The organism is Gilliamella sp. LMG 34359 (assembly GCF_984569085.1).
In genome coordinates this window covers 1,488,064-1,505,904 of sequence record NZ_OZ474906.1, presented here as the reverse complement: position 1 = coordinate 1,505,904, position 17,841 = coordinate 1,488,064, and the positions used below count along the sequence as shown (strand labels likewise).

Here is a 17,841-nt window from a genome sequence, read left to right as displayed (position 1 = left end):
TCCCAATGATCTAAGTTGGATCATTTTTGATCTTCTTGGATCAAATCTTAGCTTGCCGATAACCTAAATGATCTTAACGCCGCTAGAACTGCGATATCTGGTGATTAAGTTGGATATGATATTTATCTGCAACAACAATTAATTAAACAGAATGATTATTGTCTATTTAACCATTGGGATTGGGATTATGAATTATGATTATGAAGAGCTTAACTGGACTAAAAGATGGTGAAGCAGTAGTGATTCCCCAATTATTATTGCCAATAAACCTTAATAATTCAACAAAACTAAGATCGCGGAAAAATATAACCAAACGCAAGCCATATTAAGTATAAAAAAAGGTGCCAATGAGCACCTTTTTCCGACTAAATAATTAATTAGCTCGCCACATTAATTCGTTTCATATCCGTCATATAGCTACGAAGTTTACGACCTACGATCTCAATTGGGTGATGGCGAATAGCTTCATTTACATCACGTAATTGAGCATTATCCACGCTACCTTCAGGAATAGCTTTACCTAAATCACCGGCTTGTAACATTGGCATAAATTTCTCTTTTAATAACGGAACTGCAGCGTTAGCAAATAAATAGTTACCGTATTCAGCTGTGTCAGAAATAACTACATTCATTTCATATAAACGTTTACGGGCAATGGTATTGGCGATAAGTGGCAATTCATGTAGTGATTCATAATAAGCTGATTCAGGTAGAATACCAGATTCAAGCATGGTTTCAAACGCAAGTTCCACACCAGCTTTAACCATAGCAACCATAACAACACCTTGATCAAAATAAGCTTGTTCGTCGATCTTACCTTGATATTCAGCCGCTTTTTCAAAGGCTGTTTCACCTGTCTCTTTACGCCATTTTAATAAGTTAACATCATCGTTAGCCCAATCTTTCATCATGGTTGATGAGAATTCACCAGAAATGATATCGTCCATATGTTTACGATAAAGATCTGTCATGATCACTTTTAATTCTTTCGCTAAGGCATTGGCACGTAATTTAGCTGGATTAGATAAACGATCCATCATTAAGGTAATACCGCCTTGTTTTAATGCTTCGGTGATCGTTTCCCAACCGAATTGTAATAATTTACATGCATATGCAGGATCAACACCATCAGCAACAAGTTTATCAAAGCAGAGCAATGATCCTGTCTGTAACATACCACATAAGATCGTTTGTTCACCCATAAGATCCGATTTAACTTCAGCAACAAATGAAGATTGTAAGACGCCCGCTCTATGACCACCTGTAGCAGCAGCCCATGCTTTAGCAATAGCTAATCCTTCACCTTGCGGATCATTTTCTGGATGGACGGCGATCAAAGTTGGTACCCCAAAGCCGCGTTTATACTCTTCACGAACTTCAGTTCCCGGACATTTTGGTGCAACCATAACAACCGTAATATCTGGTCGAATTTTTTCACCAACTTCAACAATATTAAAACCATGTGAATAGCCTAGAGCCGCACCTTTTTTCATTAATGGTTGAACGGCTTGAACTACTGCTGAATGTTGCTTATCCGGCGTAAGATTGATAACTAAATCTGCGGTCGGAATCAACTCTTCATAAGTTCCTACTTTAAAGCCATTTTCTGTTGCTTTTTTCCAAGATGCTCTCTTTTCGGCAATCGCTTCTTTACGTAATGCATAAGCAATATCTAAACCAGAATCACGCATATTTAGACCTTGGTTAAGACCTTGAGCACCACAACCGACAATCACAATCTTTTTGCCTTTTAAAAAATTAGCTTCAGAAGCAAATTCATCACGCGCCATAAAACGACATTGACCTAATTGTTCTAATTTTTCGCGTAAATTTAATGTATTGAAATAGTTAGACATCATTCTCTCCATGAGTTGAATTATTTATAATCAAGTTGTTAGCACTATATCGTAAAATCATAATTGCGGAAATTGATATATTTAAAATATTATATTGCATAAATTGCAATACACTTGCCAAGTTAAATGGTTTCTTTTACTCTAAGCCACCCAATTTAATTAACCCTTTATTTAATATGGATAGACGTTACAAGCAGGCTAATAAAGAAGCAAAGCTTTCATTGTTACTCACTTTGATCTATTTTGCTGCATGGATAATCAGTGCTTATACCGTAAAAGATCAAACAGGCTTTATAGGCTTACCATTATGGTTTGAATTGTCATGTATAATGGTGCCATTGGGTTTTATCTTGTTATGTTACATCGTGGTAAAAAAACAATTTAAAAATATACCACTAGAATAGGCAATTTAATCATGCAATTAGATATTATTCTTCCTCTTATTATTTATCTTATATTCGTCTTTGCGTTGTCAATATATGCATATGCAAAACGGAAAAAAGTAAATCAATTTACTGACTATTTTATTGGTAACCGCACTATGGGCGGTTTTTTATTGGCGATGACTTTAGCCGCGACTTACATTAGTGCCAGTTCATTTATTGGTGGACCAGGTGCCGCTTATAAATATGGCCTTGGTTGGGTGCTTCTATCAATGATCCAAGTTCCTACTGTATTACTGTCACTTGGTGTTTTAGGAAAAAAATTCGCCATTTTAGCACGTAAATACAATGCAATAACCTTAAGTGATATGCTCTATTCTCACTATAAAAGTAAGGTGATTGTATGGTTTGCAAGTATTGCATTAATTACAGCTTTTATTGGTGCGATGACGGTACAATTTGTAGGGGGAGCCCGTTTATTAGAATCATCCGTCGGTATACCGTATGACAATGGATTAATTATTTTTGGTTTAGGCACCGTCATCTATACGGCTTTTGGTGGATTTAGAGCCAGTATTTTAAATGATGCCTTCCAAGGCTTAGTTATGATTATTGGCGCTATTCTACTCTTAGTTGCCATTATTTACGCTGGCGGAGGAATTACCAATATAGTTGACCGTTTATATGCTATTGATCCTGCTCTATTGACGCCACAAGGTCCTGATAACTTTATGGATTTTCCTTTTATGGCTTCATTCTGGGTTTTAGTCTGTTTTGGTGTTGTCGGTTTGCCGCATACAGCCGTTCGTTGTATGGCTTATAAAGACAGTAAAGCGGTACACCGAGGGATTATTATTGGTACCGCGGTGGTGACGATCATCATGTTGACTATGCATTTATCTGGAGCGCTTGGCCGAGCCATAATCAGCGATTTAACTATTCCCGATCAAATTGTACCAACATTAATAATAAAAGTTATGCCGCCTTTAGCTGCAGGGATCTTTTTAGCTGCTCCGCTTTCCGCTATAATGTCAACGATCAATGCCCAATTACTGCAAGTATCATCGGTTATTATTAAAGATCTCTTCCTATCGATGAGACCAAATACTAAATTTAGTGATAAGCTACTAACAAGATTATCAGTCACTATTACCTATTTCTTTGGTGGATTATTAATTTTAGCTGCATGGAAACCACCGGAAATGATCATCTGGCTTAACTTGCTAGCTTTCGGTGGACTTGAAGCCGTATTCTTATGGCCATTGGTGCTTGGATTATATTGGAAAAAAGCAAATTCCACCGGCGCCCTTTGCTCAATGTTGGCTGGCGCAACAAGCTATACTATTCTGGCTATTTATAACATTAAAATCTATGCGTTCCATCCAATCGTACCATCGTTACTGATCGGATTAGTTGTATTTATCATCGCCAATCTATTTGGCCAAACAGGAAAAAAATATGCCTTGGATTCAACTCAGAATTAACACTACCAATGATTTAGCTGAACAAATCAGCGAACAGTTAGAAGAATCAGGTGCGGTATCGGTCACTTTTCAAGACACATATGATAACCCTGTTTTTGAACCTCTACCGGGTGAAACCAAACTTTGGGGAAATACCGACGTTGTCGGACTCTATGATGCTCAAACCGATATTGCCGAATTACAAGCAATATTAAATCTTGATCAATATTCTTATAAAATAGAACAGTTAGAAGATAAAGACTGGGAACGAGAATGGATGGATAACTTTCATCCAATGCAGTTCGGAAAAAGATTATGGATATGTCCTAGCTGGCGAGATATACCAGATCCGAATGCGGTCAATGTGATGTTAGATCCAGGACTAGCATTTGGTACTGGCACCCACCCTACTACCGCATTATGTTTAACTTGGTTAGATAGCCTCGATCTTAACAATAAGATTGTGATCGATTATGGTTGTGGCTCGGGTATTTTAGCCATTGCGGCACTAAAATTGGGGGCGGAGCGAGTCATTGGGATCGATATTGATCCTCAAGCGATCCAAGCTAGCCGTGACAATGCTGAACGTAATAATGTAAGTCAGAAAATTGAATTATATTTAGCTCAAGATCTCCCAGACAATTTACAAGCTGATGTTGTTATCGCAAACATATTAGCCGGTCCGTTAAAAGAGCTTGCGCCTCAAATTAGTAAGCTGGTAAAAACGGATGGAAAGTTAGGATTATCGGGTATTTTAGCTAATCAATCTCAAAGTGTATGTGAAGCGTATAAATCTCAGTTTGAACTCGATCCAGTTATTGAACAGGAAGAGTGGTGCCGAATAACGGGTAAAAAAAAATAAAAATTTAACATTACCCCCTTTTAACTTCGAGAAAAAATGCGTAATATAGCCGGCCTTAATTCGCTTAACATTGGCAAGGTCACATTAAAAAACAATTTAATTGCTGCGCCAATGGCAGGTATAAGTGATAAACCATTTAGAAATTTATGTCATCGCTTTGGCGCAGGAATGACTGTTTCTGAAATGTTTTTAGCTAACTCTGATATATGGCATACGGATAAATCAACATTAAGAATGATTTCTAGTGATGATGTCGGTATCCGCGCGGTGCAAATCGTTGGTTCAGACCCAGATGAAATGGCTAGAGCTGCCGAGTTTAATGTTAAACATGGAGCTCAGTTAATTGATGTTAATATGGGATGCCCTGCTAAAAAAGTGAATAAGAAACTAGCTGGTTCTGCATTGATGCAGCATCCAGATTTGATAAAAACTATTTTGCAAAAAGTTGTTGGCTCAGTAGATGTACCAGTAACACTAAAAACTCGGACTGGATGGAATAAAAATAATAGAAATTGCATTGAAATCGCACAAATTGCACAGGATTGTGGCGTAAAGGCTATTACTATTCATGGGCGAACTCGTGCATGCTTATTCAATGGAGAAGTCGAATATGACTCAATAAAAGCAGTGAAAGAAAAGGTAACTATTCCTGTCATTGCCAATGGTGATATTTGTACCCCTGAACAAGCAAAAGATGTTTTCAAATATACGCAAGCTGATGGTATAATGATCGGCCGAGCGGCACAGGGGCGACCTTGGATATTTGAAGAAATTGCATTCTATTTAGCACACGGACAGTTAAAGAAAAATAAGACAATTGATGAAGTAGAACAAATAGTGTTAACCCACCTTGAAGATCTTTATCAATTTTATGGAGAATACAAAGGATTACGGATTGCCAGAAAGCATGTAAATTGGTATACCAAGAACTATGCTGATAGTGATCAATTCAGGCGCTTATTTAGTGTACTTAGCAATACAAGTGAGCAAGTAAAAACACTAAAAGCATTTTTTAGTCAAATTAGAAACAGATAAAAGAGTTAAAAATACTATGTCAGAACAACGCGTTACAGCTGCAGCACTTAAATTTACAACTGTAAACTCTCAAGACCAAATAACACAAAAACCTTTGCGAGACTCAGTAAAACAAGCTTTAAAAAACTATTTAGCCCAATTAAATGGTGAAGATCCTACTGATCTATACGAATTAGTGTTAGCTGAAGTTGAACACCCATTCCTTGATATGGTTATGCAATATACTCGTGGCAATCAAACCCGAGCAGCAAATATGCTTGGTATCAACCGTGGTACTTTACGCAAAAAATTAAAACAATATGGAATGAGTTAGTCTAAACCTCAAACCAGATTATAAAATTATTTAAAAGCGTCTATTTGAGAGGGCGCTTTTTTTGTTCTCAATTATCAATTAGCTGTTATTCACGCTGAAAAACGCTTAATTAGTGTAGGCCTCAAAGTTAATATTTGTCGCGACCTTTGGGGATTTTGAATACGATTTAGTAACGTTTCAACCGCTAACTGGCCTAATTCTTCTTTCGGTTGGTGGATAGTAGTCAAAGAAGGAGACATGTATTGGGCAATTTCAATATCATCATAACCAATAATGGCGATATCCTTGCCTACTTCAAGACCGTTTCGATATAGAGTTTGGTAAGCACCAATCGCCATAGCATCATTAAAACAAAATACCGCTTGCGGTGGAATTGGCAAATCTAATAATTGCTGCATAGCCACCACGCCTGATGAAAAGTGGAAATCTCCTTGAACTTCATAACCGTCAAGTATAGTTATATTAGCGGCCTGCAAAGCATTTCTAAAGCCTTTTAAACGCAATTGAGATTGGGTATTATTCAATGGCCCCGTAATACAAGCGATCCGCTTATAATTTTGTTCAATGAGATAATTGGTGGCTAAAGTAGCACCATATAGAGAATTATCCTTTATCATGTCACAGTGGTCACTAAATGATGCCCAGTCCACCATAACTATGGCAAGTTTAGGATATTTAGTAAATATCTGTTGTGGGATTGGTTGGGTTTCAGTACACATTGTTAGTAAACCATCAACACGTTTTTGCAATAAATGTTCAATATTAGTTAGCATTCGTTGATGGTCACCTTCGGTATGACAGAGTATCAAATTATAACCGAGCCTATAACAGCATCGCTCAACGCCCTGCACTACTTCGGAGAAGAAAGGGTTATTACTTGTTGTGACTACCATACCGATAGTAAATGTTTTATTACTTTTTAAACTTCGAGCAATGGCTGATGGTGTATAATCAAGTTGTTTAATTGCCAATTCCACTTTTTCGCGAACAGCAGGACTAACATAGCGGTCATTATTAATCACATGAGAGACTGTTGATGTCGATACCTTCGCGAAATTAGCGACATCCTTCATAGTTGCCAAGTTGAATCTACCTATTTACTTTGTTGTTATTTACATTGTAGTTATGTACATTGTTGTTCAAGAAACTCTTCTACTTCATTTCGAAATGGTACTGCTGTTTGAGCGCCCGGTTTCGTTACTGATAATGCACCAGCTGCATGGGCATATATAACCGCTTGTTCTAAGGTTTTACCTTCTAATAACCCGGTAACTAGCATACCATTGAAGGTATCCCCGGCACCAATAGTATCAATTGCTTTGACTTTAAATCCAGCAATGATTGTCCCTCGCTGTGCCGAGCTTACCCAGGCACCTTTACTGCCTAAAGTAATAATAACCGTTTCGATACCTTTGTTATGTAAAATCATCGCCGCTTGCTCGGCATCTTGCTCCGTTAAGACTTTAATACCGGTTAAGTATTCAGCTTCTGTTTCATTAGGGGTAATAATATCAATGTGTTTCAGTAAATCATCTGATAATGTTTGCGCAGGCGCTGGATTTAAGATGACTTGCGTCTGATGTTGTTTAGCCAATTTTGCAGCTTGTTCAATTGTTGGCAACGGTGTTTCCAGTTGCATTAAAATGGCATCAGCACTGATAATATCTTCTTTATATTTGAGTAAATACTCTGTTGTAACTTGTGCATTCGCACCGGCATGGATAGCAATTTGATTTTCACCTTGCGCATTCACTAAAATCAAAGCGACCCCAGTATTTTGCCCATCAATACAAGCTACTGAACAGGTATTAATATTATCGTTGTTAAGCTGTTGTTTAATTTTGTTACCTAGTTCATCATTTCCGACCGCGGCAATAAACTGAATATTGGCACCCAATCGACCAGCTGCAACAGCTTGATTGGCTCCTTTACCACCAAAAGAAATTTTATAATTGGATCCTGATAATGTTTCACCCGGTTTCGGAAACTTAGGAACATTTAATATATGATCAACATTAACACTACCTAATACAATCAATTTTTTGCGTTTCATTTATCTCATTCCTAATTAAGTAGGACGCTTAGCACGTCCTAATCTAATCTATTTACTAATTAATTTTAACTCTACAGGGATACTTGGACTAACTTTTTCACCTTTTATAACTTTATCGGCAATTTCGATCCCAATTGCGCCAATTTTTTCAGGTTGTTGTGCCACAGTTGCTGCTAATTTACCGCGTTCTACAGATTTGATGCCATCATCGGTACCATCGAACCCTACGACCATAATATCAGTTCGACCAGCGGTTTGAATCGCTCGCATTGCCCCTAATGCCATTTCATCATTTTCTGCAAAAACAGCTTGAACAGCAGGATAAGCCGTCAATAAATTTTGCATAACGTTCATACCTTTAGCTCGGTCAAAATCCGCAGGTTGTGCTGTTAATATGGTAAAATTATTTTCTTGTTGTGACTGATTAAATCCTTCACCTCTTTCACGTGAAGCTGAAGTACCAACAATTCCTTGTAGTTGAATGACTTTTGCTTGTTTACCTAACTGACTAACAATAAAATCACCGGCCATTTTACCACCAGCCACATTGTCTGATGCTATATGACTAACCACCTCACCTTTAACTGAACCACGGTCAAGGGTAATAACGGGAATATTTGCCTTGTTAGCCGCTAAAACAGCGTTACCAACGGCTTCCGAGTCTGTCGGATTAATTAAAATAATCTTGGTACCTTTAACAATTGTATCTTCAACATTTGCCAACTCTTTGGCGGGATTATTTTGGGAATCTAACACTACTAAATCGTAACCTAGTTCATTAGCTTTTTTTACCGCTCCCTCTTTTAAAGTAACAAAAAATGGATTGTTTAGCGTGGATATTACTAAAGCAATATTCTCTTTTGCCGAAGCATGAAAGACAAATAAAAAACTTATTAATATAGCAATGTACTTATTTAATCTCATAACTTTCTCCTAGTTACTTTTGTTTAAAAAATTACTTATTAGTTTTTTTATCGACTAAAACCGCGAGTAATATAACTACCCCTTTGACTATCATTTGATAATAAGCATCGACCCCTAACATATTTAAGCCATTATTCAAAAAGCCTAGAATTAACGCTCCAATTAGGGTTCCGATAATTTTACCGCGCCCTCCTGACATACTGGTGCCGCCAAGCACTACAGCAGCAATTGCATCCATCTCGTAGCCGGTTCCGGCTGTAGGTTGAGCTGAGGACAACCTTGAAACCTCAATCGTACTGGCAACAGCACACAGCAAACCACTCATTGCATAAACAATAATTTTTACTTTATCAACATTGATACCTGATAATTGTGTTGCGGATTCATTACCACCAAGAGCATAAATATAGCGACCTAAACGGGTATATTTCAATAAATACCATGCTGCGGCAAACACAATAATCATAATGATAATTGGCACAGGAATACCGAATACTCGACCAAATGCGATCCATTCAAACATTTCGGAATTATCATTAGTACCGGTCGAAATTGGACTTCCTTTGGTATATACCTGTGTTGCACCACGTAGGATTAACATCATCACTAATGTTGCAATAAAAGCTTGAAGCTTTCCTTTCGCAATAATGACGCCTGAAAAGGCCCCCAATATTGCACTTAAAATTAAAGCAGCACATATAGCAATAAATGGGGAAATGTCGGCACCAATCATCGATGCCGTCACTGCACCGGCGAGTGCAAATATCGAGCCAACAGCAAGATCAATACCGGATGTTAAAATGACTAAGGTCATTCCAACCGCAATAATGGCGTTGATTGACGTTTGCTGCAAAATATTAAAAATATTATTTAACGTGAAAAAATTATCACTTAAACAAGAAACGATTAGGATTAATACTAGTAACGTTATTAATGACTTCTGCTCAACTAATACGTTTTTGAGCGTTTTATTTTGCAGCATCAGATTTCTCCTGTATTTTTTCCTACGGCAGCCGCCATAAGTTTTTCTTGTGTTGCTTCATTAATAGTAAAATCGCCGGTTATTTTTCCCTCATAAATAACCAAAATACGGTCACTCATGCCAAGAATTTCGGGCATGTCAGATGAAACTAAGATGACACTTAACCCTTGTTGTTTGAATTGATTGATAAGTTGATAAATTTCCTTTTTAGCGCCAACATCAACGCCTCTGGTCGGTTCATCGAGAATTAATATGCTTGGACGAGTCATTAATCCTTTAGCAATAGCGACTTTTTGTTGATTACCACCTGATAATAGCCCTATAGTTTGATTAATTGATGGAGTTTTAATATTGAATAATCCCACATAGTCATCAACCGCTTGTCGTTCATTTTTTAGTTTTAATTGTTTAAATTGATTGACAAAATAACCAAGTGAATTGAGTGTCATATTATCTTTAACTGACATGCCTAAAATTAATCCATCTCTTTTACGATCTTCAGAGATATAAACAATGCCGTTCATTAAACCATCTTTTGGCGAATGCGTTTTAATCGCTTTGCCATTTAAAGTTATTGTTCCTGATTTAGCGGGATTTGCGCCATAAATCATCTTCATCAACTCAGTACGTCCTGCCCCCATAAGACCAGAGATACCTAATATTTCACCGGCATGAAGAGAAAAACTAACATCATTTACACCATCACCAATAAGATGATTAACCTGTAACGTGATACCTCCTCGTTCCATCGCGATGCGTGGATATTGTTCTTCAAGTTTACGACCAACCATCATCTCAATTAAACTATCTTCATCCAATTGCGAAATCATCTTTTCACCTACAAATTGACCATCACGTAATACGGTCACTGCATCGCAAATTTCAAAGATCTCTTTTAGGCGATGAGAGATATAGACAATGCCACAATTTTGTTTTTTAAGTTTATTAATGACTTCAAATAATGAAGCGGTTTCTGTATCGGTGAGAGCATCGGTTGGTTCATCCATAATGATAACTTTGGAATCAAAACTTAACACTTTAGCAATTTCAACCATTTGCTGTTCACCAATCGATAATTCACTAATCAATCTTCGACTGTTATAGTTCAAATGCAATTGTGCTAATAATTTATCGGCTTCAGCATAGGTCTTTTGCCAATCAATACAGCCAAATTTGTTGGTAAATTCTCGACCTAAAAAGATATTTTCGGCGATGGATAATTGCGGTATTAAATTCAATTCTTGGTGAATTATACCTATTCCCGCTAATTGTGAAGCTTTGGGGCCATTGAAGTTAACTTTATTACCTTGATAAATAATTTCACCAGTATCTTTTGTATATATTCCAGTGAGTACTTTCATTAACGTAGATTTACCTGCGCCATTTTCACCAATTAAAGCCATAACTTGACCGGCTTTAACGGTCAAATTAGCACCTGAAAGCGCTTTAACGCCGGGAAAAGATTTAGATATATCGGTAAGCTGTAACAAAATATCACTCATAAAATTCCCATTATTTTAATTTTTTTAAAAAATTACGCCCGACTGTAGAATAATATTCGCATAAGGTGAGCATTCACCGGTTCTAATTACCGCTTTGCATTCACCGGTTTGATGTTTTAACATTTCGTGAGTGACATATTCGATATCAATTTTTTTTTGTTGTGATTCTTCAATTTTTTTAATCTGCCTTAATATTTTTCTATTTATCTCTGGATTATGTTTAAGAATCTCTTCTGCCAAGAGGACTTTTTCAATTTGCATTGATTCAGATACAGATTCTAAAACTTGCATGAATGATGGCACGCCAAAAGTCAACGCCAGATCGATTCTTTCAACATTTTCAGGGATGGGTAAACCTGCATCACCTATAGCAATTTGATCGGTATGTCCCATTTTGGCTAAGGTTTGAACTATTACTGAATTGAACAACTTACTTTTAAACATAATGCTATCCTTAGAATAATAATGAAATTGTTCATCGAAACGTTTCGATGGCGGCATAATTTATCGAAAATTGAAGCATAATGTATCGAAACTAAATGAATTGCAATGGATAAAATATAAACTTGTGATCCGGATCAACATAATTGTTCATTATTAAAATTATAGAAATAAAAAGAGAGATTTTATTACTCACTATCTAATGGAAAAATAGATTGATAATGAACTTTTGCTAAAAGTTTGCTAAAATAGATTGATTTTAAATTATTTAATCTGGAGAATTTTATGGCAGGTCATAGTAAATGGGCCAATACCAAACATCGTAAAGCAGCTCAAGATGCTAAGCGCGGTAAAATCTTTACCAAAATTATTCGCGAACTTGTAACCGCAGCTAAACTTGGTGGTGGCGATCCAGCGTCTAACCCTCGTCTACGGGCTGCAATGGACAAAGCTTTATCTAACAATATGACTCGAGATACCATGAATAGAGCGATTGCTCGTGGTGTTGGCGGTGAAGATGATACTAATATGGAAACTATCATCTATGAAGGTTATGGACCAGCCGGTACTGCAGTAATGGTAGAGTGCTTGAGTGATAATCGTAACCGCACAGTTTCAGAAGTGCGCCACGCGTTTACCAAAACCGGTGGCAACCTAGGTACTGATGGCTCAGTTTCTTATCTATTCACCAAAAAAGGCGTGATCTCATACCCTACTGGAACAGACGAAGACCAAGTTATGGATGCCGCACTTGAAGCAGGTGCTGATGATGTTGTGACTTATGATGATGGTGCAATTGATGTGTTCACAACACCAGAATCGTTTGGTGAAGTTAAAGATGCTCTCGATGCGGCAGGTTTAGTCGCTGAATCAGCTGAAGTGTCAATGATTCCTGCAACTAAAGTTGATTTGGATATTGACTCTGCACCAAAACTACTACGTCTTATCGATATGCTTGAAGATTGTGATGATGTTCAAGAAGTCTATCATAACGGAGAAGTTTCAGACGAAGTTGCAGCTGCACTCTAATGACTATCATTCTGGGTATTGACCCAGGCTCTCGTTTGACGGGTTACGGCGTAATTCGTCAAACTGGACGACAATTGACTTATCTTGGCAGTGGTTGTATCCGTACGGCTGTCGATGACTTACCAACGCGTTTAAAACGTGTCTACGCTGGCGTTAGCGAAATTATTCTACAATTTCAACCCGATATGTTTGCTATAGAACAAGTGTTTATGGCTCGTAATGCTGATTCGGCTTTAAAATTAGGTCAAGCACGCGGTTCTGCTATCGTAGCTGCCGTTAATAATGATTTACCGGTTTTTGAATATGCCGCCCGCTTAGTTAAGCAAAGTGTAGTTGGCACTGGTGCAGCTGACAAAAAACAAGTTCAACACATGGTTAAGCTACTACTGAAACTACCTGCCAGTCCCCAAGCTGATGCGGCTGATGCACTAGCTATAGCAATTACGCATGCGCATATGAGTCAACAATTAATCAAATCGCATCGGTAAGTACTGACTTGATTAAAAAACACCTCTATCAAAACTTATTTATTTAACCCATCCTATTTCATCAATTTAAAACATAATCAAATAAAAAAACTGACTAATTATCAATACAACCTGTAATTAATATTTACATAAAATAGCACCAATATCATTGGTACTGTTAATTGATATCATTTAATCATAGTTAACTATTCATCGATTAGTTTTCTGTTTTACCAGTATAATTACTCGGTAGTACGACTTTATTCTTATCGTTAGTCAACAATTTAGTAATAAACAAGAAGAATAATGGAATATAGAATATCGCCAAGAATGTGGCCGTTAACCTACCACCAATTACTCTGGTTCCTACCGCATTTCAAAAATAAAACTAATTATTATTAAAAACTACAATTTAAAATTTGCATAAAAAAAGCACCAATACTCTTGGTACTGTTAATTGATATTATTTAATCGTAGTTAACTATTCATCGATTAGTCTTCTGTTTTACCAGTATAATTACTCGGTAGTACGACTTTATTCTTATGTTTAGTAAACAATTTAGTAATAAACAAGAAGAATAATGGAATATAGAATATTGCCAAGAATGTGACCGTTAACCTACCACCAATTACCTCGGTTACTACCGCGTTTCAAAAATAAAAACTAATTATTATTAAAAACTACAATTTAAAATTTGCATAAAAAAAAGCACCAATACTCTTGGTACTGTTAATTGATATTATTTAATCATAGTTAACTATTTATCGATTAGTCTTCTGTTTTACCAGTATAGTTACTCGGTAGTACGACTTTATTCTTATGTTTAGTAAATAATTTAGTAATAAACAAGAAGAATAATGGAATATAGAATATTGCCAAGAATGTGGCCGTTAACCTACCACCAATTACTCTGGTTCCTATCTCATTTTAAAAGTCAGACTAATTCTCAATAAAACCTGTAATTAAAATTTGCATAAAAAAAGCACCAATACTCTTGGTACTGTTAATTGATATTATTTAATCGTAGTTAACTATTCATCGATTAGTCTTCTGTTTTACCAGTATAATTACTCGGTAGTACGACTTTATTCTTATGTTTAGTAAACAATTTAGTAATAAACAAGAAGAATAATGGAATATAGAATATTGCCAAGAATGTGGCCGTTAACCTACCACCAATTACTCTGGTTCCTACCGCATTTCAAAAATAAAACTAATTATTATTAAAAACTACAATTTAAAATTTGCATAAAAAAAGCACCAATACTCTTGGTGCTTTTAATTGATATTATTTAATCGTAGTTAACTATTCATCGATTAGTCTTCTGTTTTACCAGTATAATTACTCGGTAGTACGACTTTATTCTTATGTTTAGTAAATAATTTAGTAATAAACAAGAAGAATAATGGAACATAGAATATCGCCAAGAATGTGGCCGTTAACATACCACCGATTACCCCAGTTCCTACCGCATTCTGACTTACAGAACCGGCACCACTACTTGTCGCGAGTGGGTATACACCAAGAATAAAGGCAAATGATGTCATTAAAATTGGACGTAAACGTAGGCGACAAGCTTCTAATGTTGCATCGATTAATGATTTACCTTCTTTTTCTAATGCATCTTTAGCAAATTCTACAATCAGAATAGCATTCTTAGCCGATAGCCCCATGGTGGTTAATAGACCAACGATAAAGTAAATATCGTTATCAAGACCTCTAATCATTGTCGCATATACGGTACCAATAATACCTAATGGGATCACGAATAAGATCGAAATAGGTACCGTCCAACTTTCATATAGAGCAGCCAATGACAAGAACACCACAATTAGAGAAATAATATAAAGTGTTGTTGTTTGTGAACCAGTTTGACGTTCTTGGTAAGAAATATCTGTCCAGTCAAAGGAGAAACCTTTAGGTAAATTTTTAGATAATTCTTCCATTATTGCCATAGCTTGACCAGAACTCATACCCGGCGCAGCTGAACCACTGATACCCATCGCTGCTACACCATCGTAACGAACCAATGATGGTGAACCGTAACTTTTCGTTGTGGTAGCAAACGCATCATAAGGAACCATCTCACCTTTTTGATTTTTTACATGCCAGAAACTAAAGTCATCAGGTAACATTCTATAAGCCGCATCAGATTGTAAATAGACCTTTTTAACACGGTTGTTATACACAAAGTCATCAATATAGGCAGAACCTAATGCAGTTGAAAGTACAGTATTAACACTACTTACAGCAACACCAAGCGCTTGAGCGGTTTCGAAATCCACATTAATTTTATATTGTGGTACATCTAACATACTACCTGGGCGAACTTGTTGTAAGTTTGGATTTTGTGCAGCTTGTCCCAACAGTTGGAAAAATGCCCCCATCAAAGCATCATGTCCAAGACCTGCGGTATCTTTTAACATGTAAGAGAAACCATTAGCCATACCTAGTGACGGTACTGCTGGTACATTAGTAATAATGACGCGGCCTTCAGTTATCGTTGATGCAAATCCAAAACCACTACCCACCAAAGCATCCACTTTTTGATCTGGACGTTTACGCTCATCCCAATCTTTTAATCGGATAAAGCCAAGCCCCATGTTTTGACCACGACCAACCATACTGAAACCAGCAACAGTAAAGATCTCCTTCACTGAATCAGCTTTCTCATTCATATAAAATTGAGAGGTTTTGTTCAAAACACTCATGGTTTGTTCTAATGTCGATCCGGGTGGTAACTCAACCATTACAATTAATACACCCTGATCTTCATTTGGTAAGAAACCAGTTGGTAAACGATTAAAGCCAAAGATTAAGCAAACAACAATCAAACCATAGCAAACAAATGAAATAAGTGGATAACGAATAAATTTAATCACACCTTTTTCATAGGCATGCAGGCTTTTGTTATATAAATTATTGAACTTATTAAAGAACCATTTAGTCCCAATTGAAAGCCAACTAAATGGTGGAACACTTTCAAGTTTTTCACCAATTGTGGTTTTTTTAATTTTGCTTTTAGATGGTGCTTTCAAGATTTGCGCACAAAGTGCTGGTGTTAACACAATTGCCATCAGCACGGACAAAGCCATCGACGTTACAATTGTGATTGAAAATTGACGATAGATTCCCCCTGCTGCACCGCCATAGAATGCCATTGGAACGAATACCGCGGAAAGCACCACAGCTATACCAACTAACGCCGAGGTGATCTGCTCCATCGACTTAACTGTTGCATCATACGGGGATAACCCTTCATCATGCATAATACGTTCAACGTTCTCAATTACCACGATGGCATCATCGACCAGAAGACCGATAGCCAGTACCATAGCAAACATCGATAACGTATTAATGGTAAATCCACAAATATATAAAACCGCAAATGTACCTAACAATACTACTGGTACCGTAATAGTTGGGATAAGTGTAGAACGTAGATTTTGTAAAAAGACATACATAACGATAACAACCAAAATGATTGCTTCGATTAAAGTATGTACCACGTTGTTAATCGATAATTTAACAAATGGTGTTGTATCATAAGGATAGGCAAATTTAATATCTTCAGGGAAAATCTGAGATAACTCTTGAATTTTTTGGTCAACTTTAGCTGATGTGTCCAGTTGGTTGGCACCAGTTGCTAAATAAATACCTAAACCTGCTGATGGTTTACCATCATAGCGTGAAAGAAAGTTGTAGTCAGCAGCACCAATTTCAACATTAGCCACATCTTTTAATAAAATATTGGAACCATCAGTATTAACCCGTAGCAAAATATTTTGAAATTGTTCCGGTGTTTTTAAACGTGATTGAGCAGTGATGGTTGCGTTAAGCTCTTGCCCCTCTGTTGCTGGTAAAGCACCAAGTTGCCCCGCAGTAACCTGCGCATTTTGCGCTTGAATAGCGCCAATAATCTCTTCGATAGATAGATTAAAATAGTTCAGTTTATTGGGATCTAACCAAATACGCATTGCATATTCAGAACCAAATAACTGGGTATCGCCTACCCCTTGAACACGACGGATCTGATCTTGTACCGTTGAATAAATAAAGTCAGCAATATCCGCTTGCGTTTTTTGTGGGTTTGTAGAATAGAAACCGATAACTTTTAAGAAGTTAGTATTATTCTTAGCAACCGACACACCATTTTTTTGCACACTTTCAGGTAGACGTGATTTAATACTCTCTACTTTATTTAAGACTTGTACTTGAGCAAAATCTGGGCTGGTACCAGGTGCAAAAGTCAATGTTGTTTGGACCACACCTTGAGCACTACTGGTTGACTTCATATAAATCAAATTATCTAAACCAGTTAAGTTTTGCTCGATTAATTGCGTAACAGTGTTTTCAATGGTTTGCGCATCAGCACCTGGGTAAACAGCAGAAACAGTAACAGCAGGCGGCGCGATATCAGGATACTGTTCTACAGCGAGTAGCTTAATACATAAGGCTCCCCCCAGCATCATCATGATAGCAATTACCCATGCAAAAACAGGTCTATCAATAAAAAACTTAGCCATAAT

At 36.9% G+C, this 17,841-nt stretch carries 15 protein-coding genes; 7 read left to right on the top strand and 8 right to left on the bottom strand.

From position 1 onward, the window contains the following. Positions 1 to 377: 377 nt before the first annotated feature. Positions 378 to 1,856, bottom strand: a complete 1,479-nt coding sequence (gene ilvC, locus AC5LXV_RS06985) for a ketol-acid reductoisomerase (protein ID WP_110423872.1) — start codon at positions 1,854 to 1,856, stop codon at positions 378 to 380. Positions 1,857 to 2,032: 176 nt separating this feature from the next. Here ilvC and AC5LXV_RS06980 point away from each other — a divergent pair, with 176 nt between their 5' ends. Genes AC5LXV_RS06980 through fis form a run of 5 tightly spaced genes read left to right on the top strand, consistent with a single transcriptional unit; the run spans position 2,033 to position 5,912 of the window. Next, positions 2,033 to 2,260, top strand: a complete 228-nt coding sequence (locus tag AC5LXV_RS06980; RefSeq protein WP_110434305.1) for a YhdT family protein — start codon at positions 2,033 to 2,035, stop codon at positions 2,258 to 2,260. Between the two features lie 11 nt (positions 2,261 to 2,271). After that, a complete protein-coding gene (gene panF, locus AC5LXV_RS06975; RefSeq protein ID WP_493467781.1) occupies positions 2,272 to 3,723 on the top strand; it encodes a sodium/pantothenate symporter in 1,452 nt (483 codons plus the stop codon). Next, positions 3,698 to 4,564 (top strand): 50S ribosomal protein L11 methyltransferase, encoded by an 867-nt coding sequence (gene prmA / locus AC5LXV_RS06970; protein ID WP_493446195.1) that lies wholly within the window; start codon positions 3,698 to 3,700, stop codon positions 4,562 to 4,564. The genes panF and prmA overlap by 26 nt, the downstream gene beginning before the upstream one ends. 36 nt (positions 4,565 to 4,600) lie before the next feature. Beyond that, positions 4,601 to 5,599: a tRNA dihydrouridine synthase DusB gene (dusB, locus tag AC5LXV_RS06965; protein WP_110434149.1), complete on the top strand. Its 999-nt coding sequence runs from the start codon at positions 4,601 to 4,603 to the stop codon at positions 5,597 to 5,599. Between the two features lie 16 nt (positions 5,600 to 5,615). After that, positions 5,616 to 5,912 carry a DNA-binding transcriptional regulator Fis gene (gene fis, locus AC5LXV_RS06960; protein ID WP_493446194.1) on the top strand — a complete coding sequence of 99 codons (297 nt, stop codon included), beginning with the start codon at positions 5,616 to 5,618 and terminating at the stop codon, positions 5,910 to 5,912. Between the two features lie 89 nt (positions 5,913 to 6,001). Here the strand turns inward: fis and AC5LXV_RS06955 are convergent, their stop codons facing one another. Genes AC5LXV_RS06955 through rbsD form a run of 6 tightly spaced genes read right to left on the bottom strand, consistent with a single transcriptional unit; the run spans position 6,002 to position 11,817 of the window. Beyond that, positions 6,002 to 6,994 carry a substrate-binding domain-containing protein gene (locus tag AC5LXV_RS06955; protein ID WP_493467780.1) on the bottom strand — a complete coding sequence of 331 codons (993 nt, stop codon included), beginning with the start codon at positions 6,992 to 6,994 and terminating at the stop codon, positions 6,002 to 6,004. A 41-nt stretch (positions 6,995 to 7,035) separates the two neighbouring features. Continuing rightward, the gene (rbsK, locus tag AC5LXV_RS06950; protein ID WP_493452883.1) at positions 7,036 to 7,965 is read right to left on the bottom strand and encodes a ribokinase; all 930 of its coding nucleotides are present in this window, start codon (positions 7,963 to 7,965) and stop codon (positions 7,036 to 7,038) included. A gap of 48 nt (positions 7,966 to 8,013) precedes the next feature. Next, the gene (gene rbsB / locus AC5LXV_RS06945; RefSeq protein WP_110434153.1) at positions 8,014 to 8,889 is read right to left on the bottom strand and encodes a ribose ABC transporter substrate-binding protein RbsB; all 876 of its coding nucleotides are present in this window, start codon (positions 8,887 to 8,889) and stop codon (positions 8,014 to 8,016) included. Between the two features lie 31 nt (positions 8,890 to 8,920). Continuing rightward, entirely contained in the window at positions 8,921 to 9,871 is a 951-nt protein-coding gene (gene rbsC / locus AC5LXV_RS06940) for a ribose ABC transporter permease (RefSeq protein WP_110434154.1), read from the bottom strand. Next, entirely contained in the window at positions 9,871 to 11,373 is a 1,503-nt protein-coding gene (gene rbsA / locus AC5LXV_RS06935; protein WP_493467779.1) for a ribose ABC transporter ATP-binding protein RbsA, read from the bottom strand. Before rbsA ends, rbsC begins: the two co-directional genes overlap by 1 nt. A gap of 24 nt (positions 11,374 to 11,397) precedes the next feature. Further along, positions 11,398 to 11,817 carry a D-ribose pyranase gene (gene rbsD / locus AC5LXV_RS06930; protein ID WP_493467778.1) on the bottom strand — a complete coding sequence of 140 codons (420 nt, stop codon included), beginning with the start codon at positions 11,815 to 11,817 and terminating at the stop codon, positions 11,398 to 11,400. A 282-nt stretch (positions 11,818 to 12,099) separates the two neighbouring features. Here rbsD and AC5LXV_RS06925 point away from each other — a divergent pair, with 282 nt between their 5' ends. Together AC5LXV_RS06925 and ruvC are read left to right on the top strand one after the other, a co-directional pair. Continuing rightward, on the top strand, positions 12,100 to 12,843 hold the full coding sequence (locus tag AC5LXV_RS06925; RefSeq protein ID WP_034883630.1) for a YebC/PmpR family DNA-binding transcriptional regulator: 744 nt from the start codon (positions 12,100 to 12,102) through the stop codon (positions 12,841 to 12,843). Next, entirely contained in the window at positions 12,843 to 13,331 is a 489-nt protein-coding gene (gene ruvC, locus AC5LXV_RS06920) for a crossover junction endodeoxyribonuclease RuvC (RefSeq protein ID WP_034883631.1), read from the top strand. Before AC5LXV_RS06925 ends, ruvC begins: the two co-directional genes overlap by 1 nt. A gap of 1,297 nt (positions 13,332 to 14,628) precedes the next feature. On the opposite strand, the gene AC5LXV_RS06915 is transcribed toward ruvC, so the two are convergent. Next, entirely contained in the window at positions 14,629 to 17,838 is a 3,210-nt protein-coding gene (locus AC5LXV_RS06915; RefSeq protein WP_110434158.1) for an efflux RND transporter permease subunit, read from the bottom strand. Positions 17,839 to 17,841: the final 3 nt, after the last annotated feature.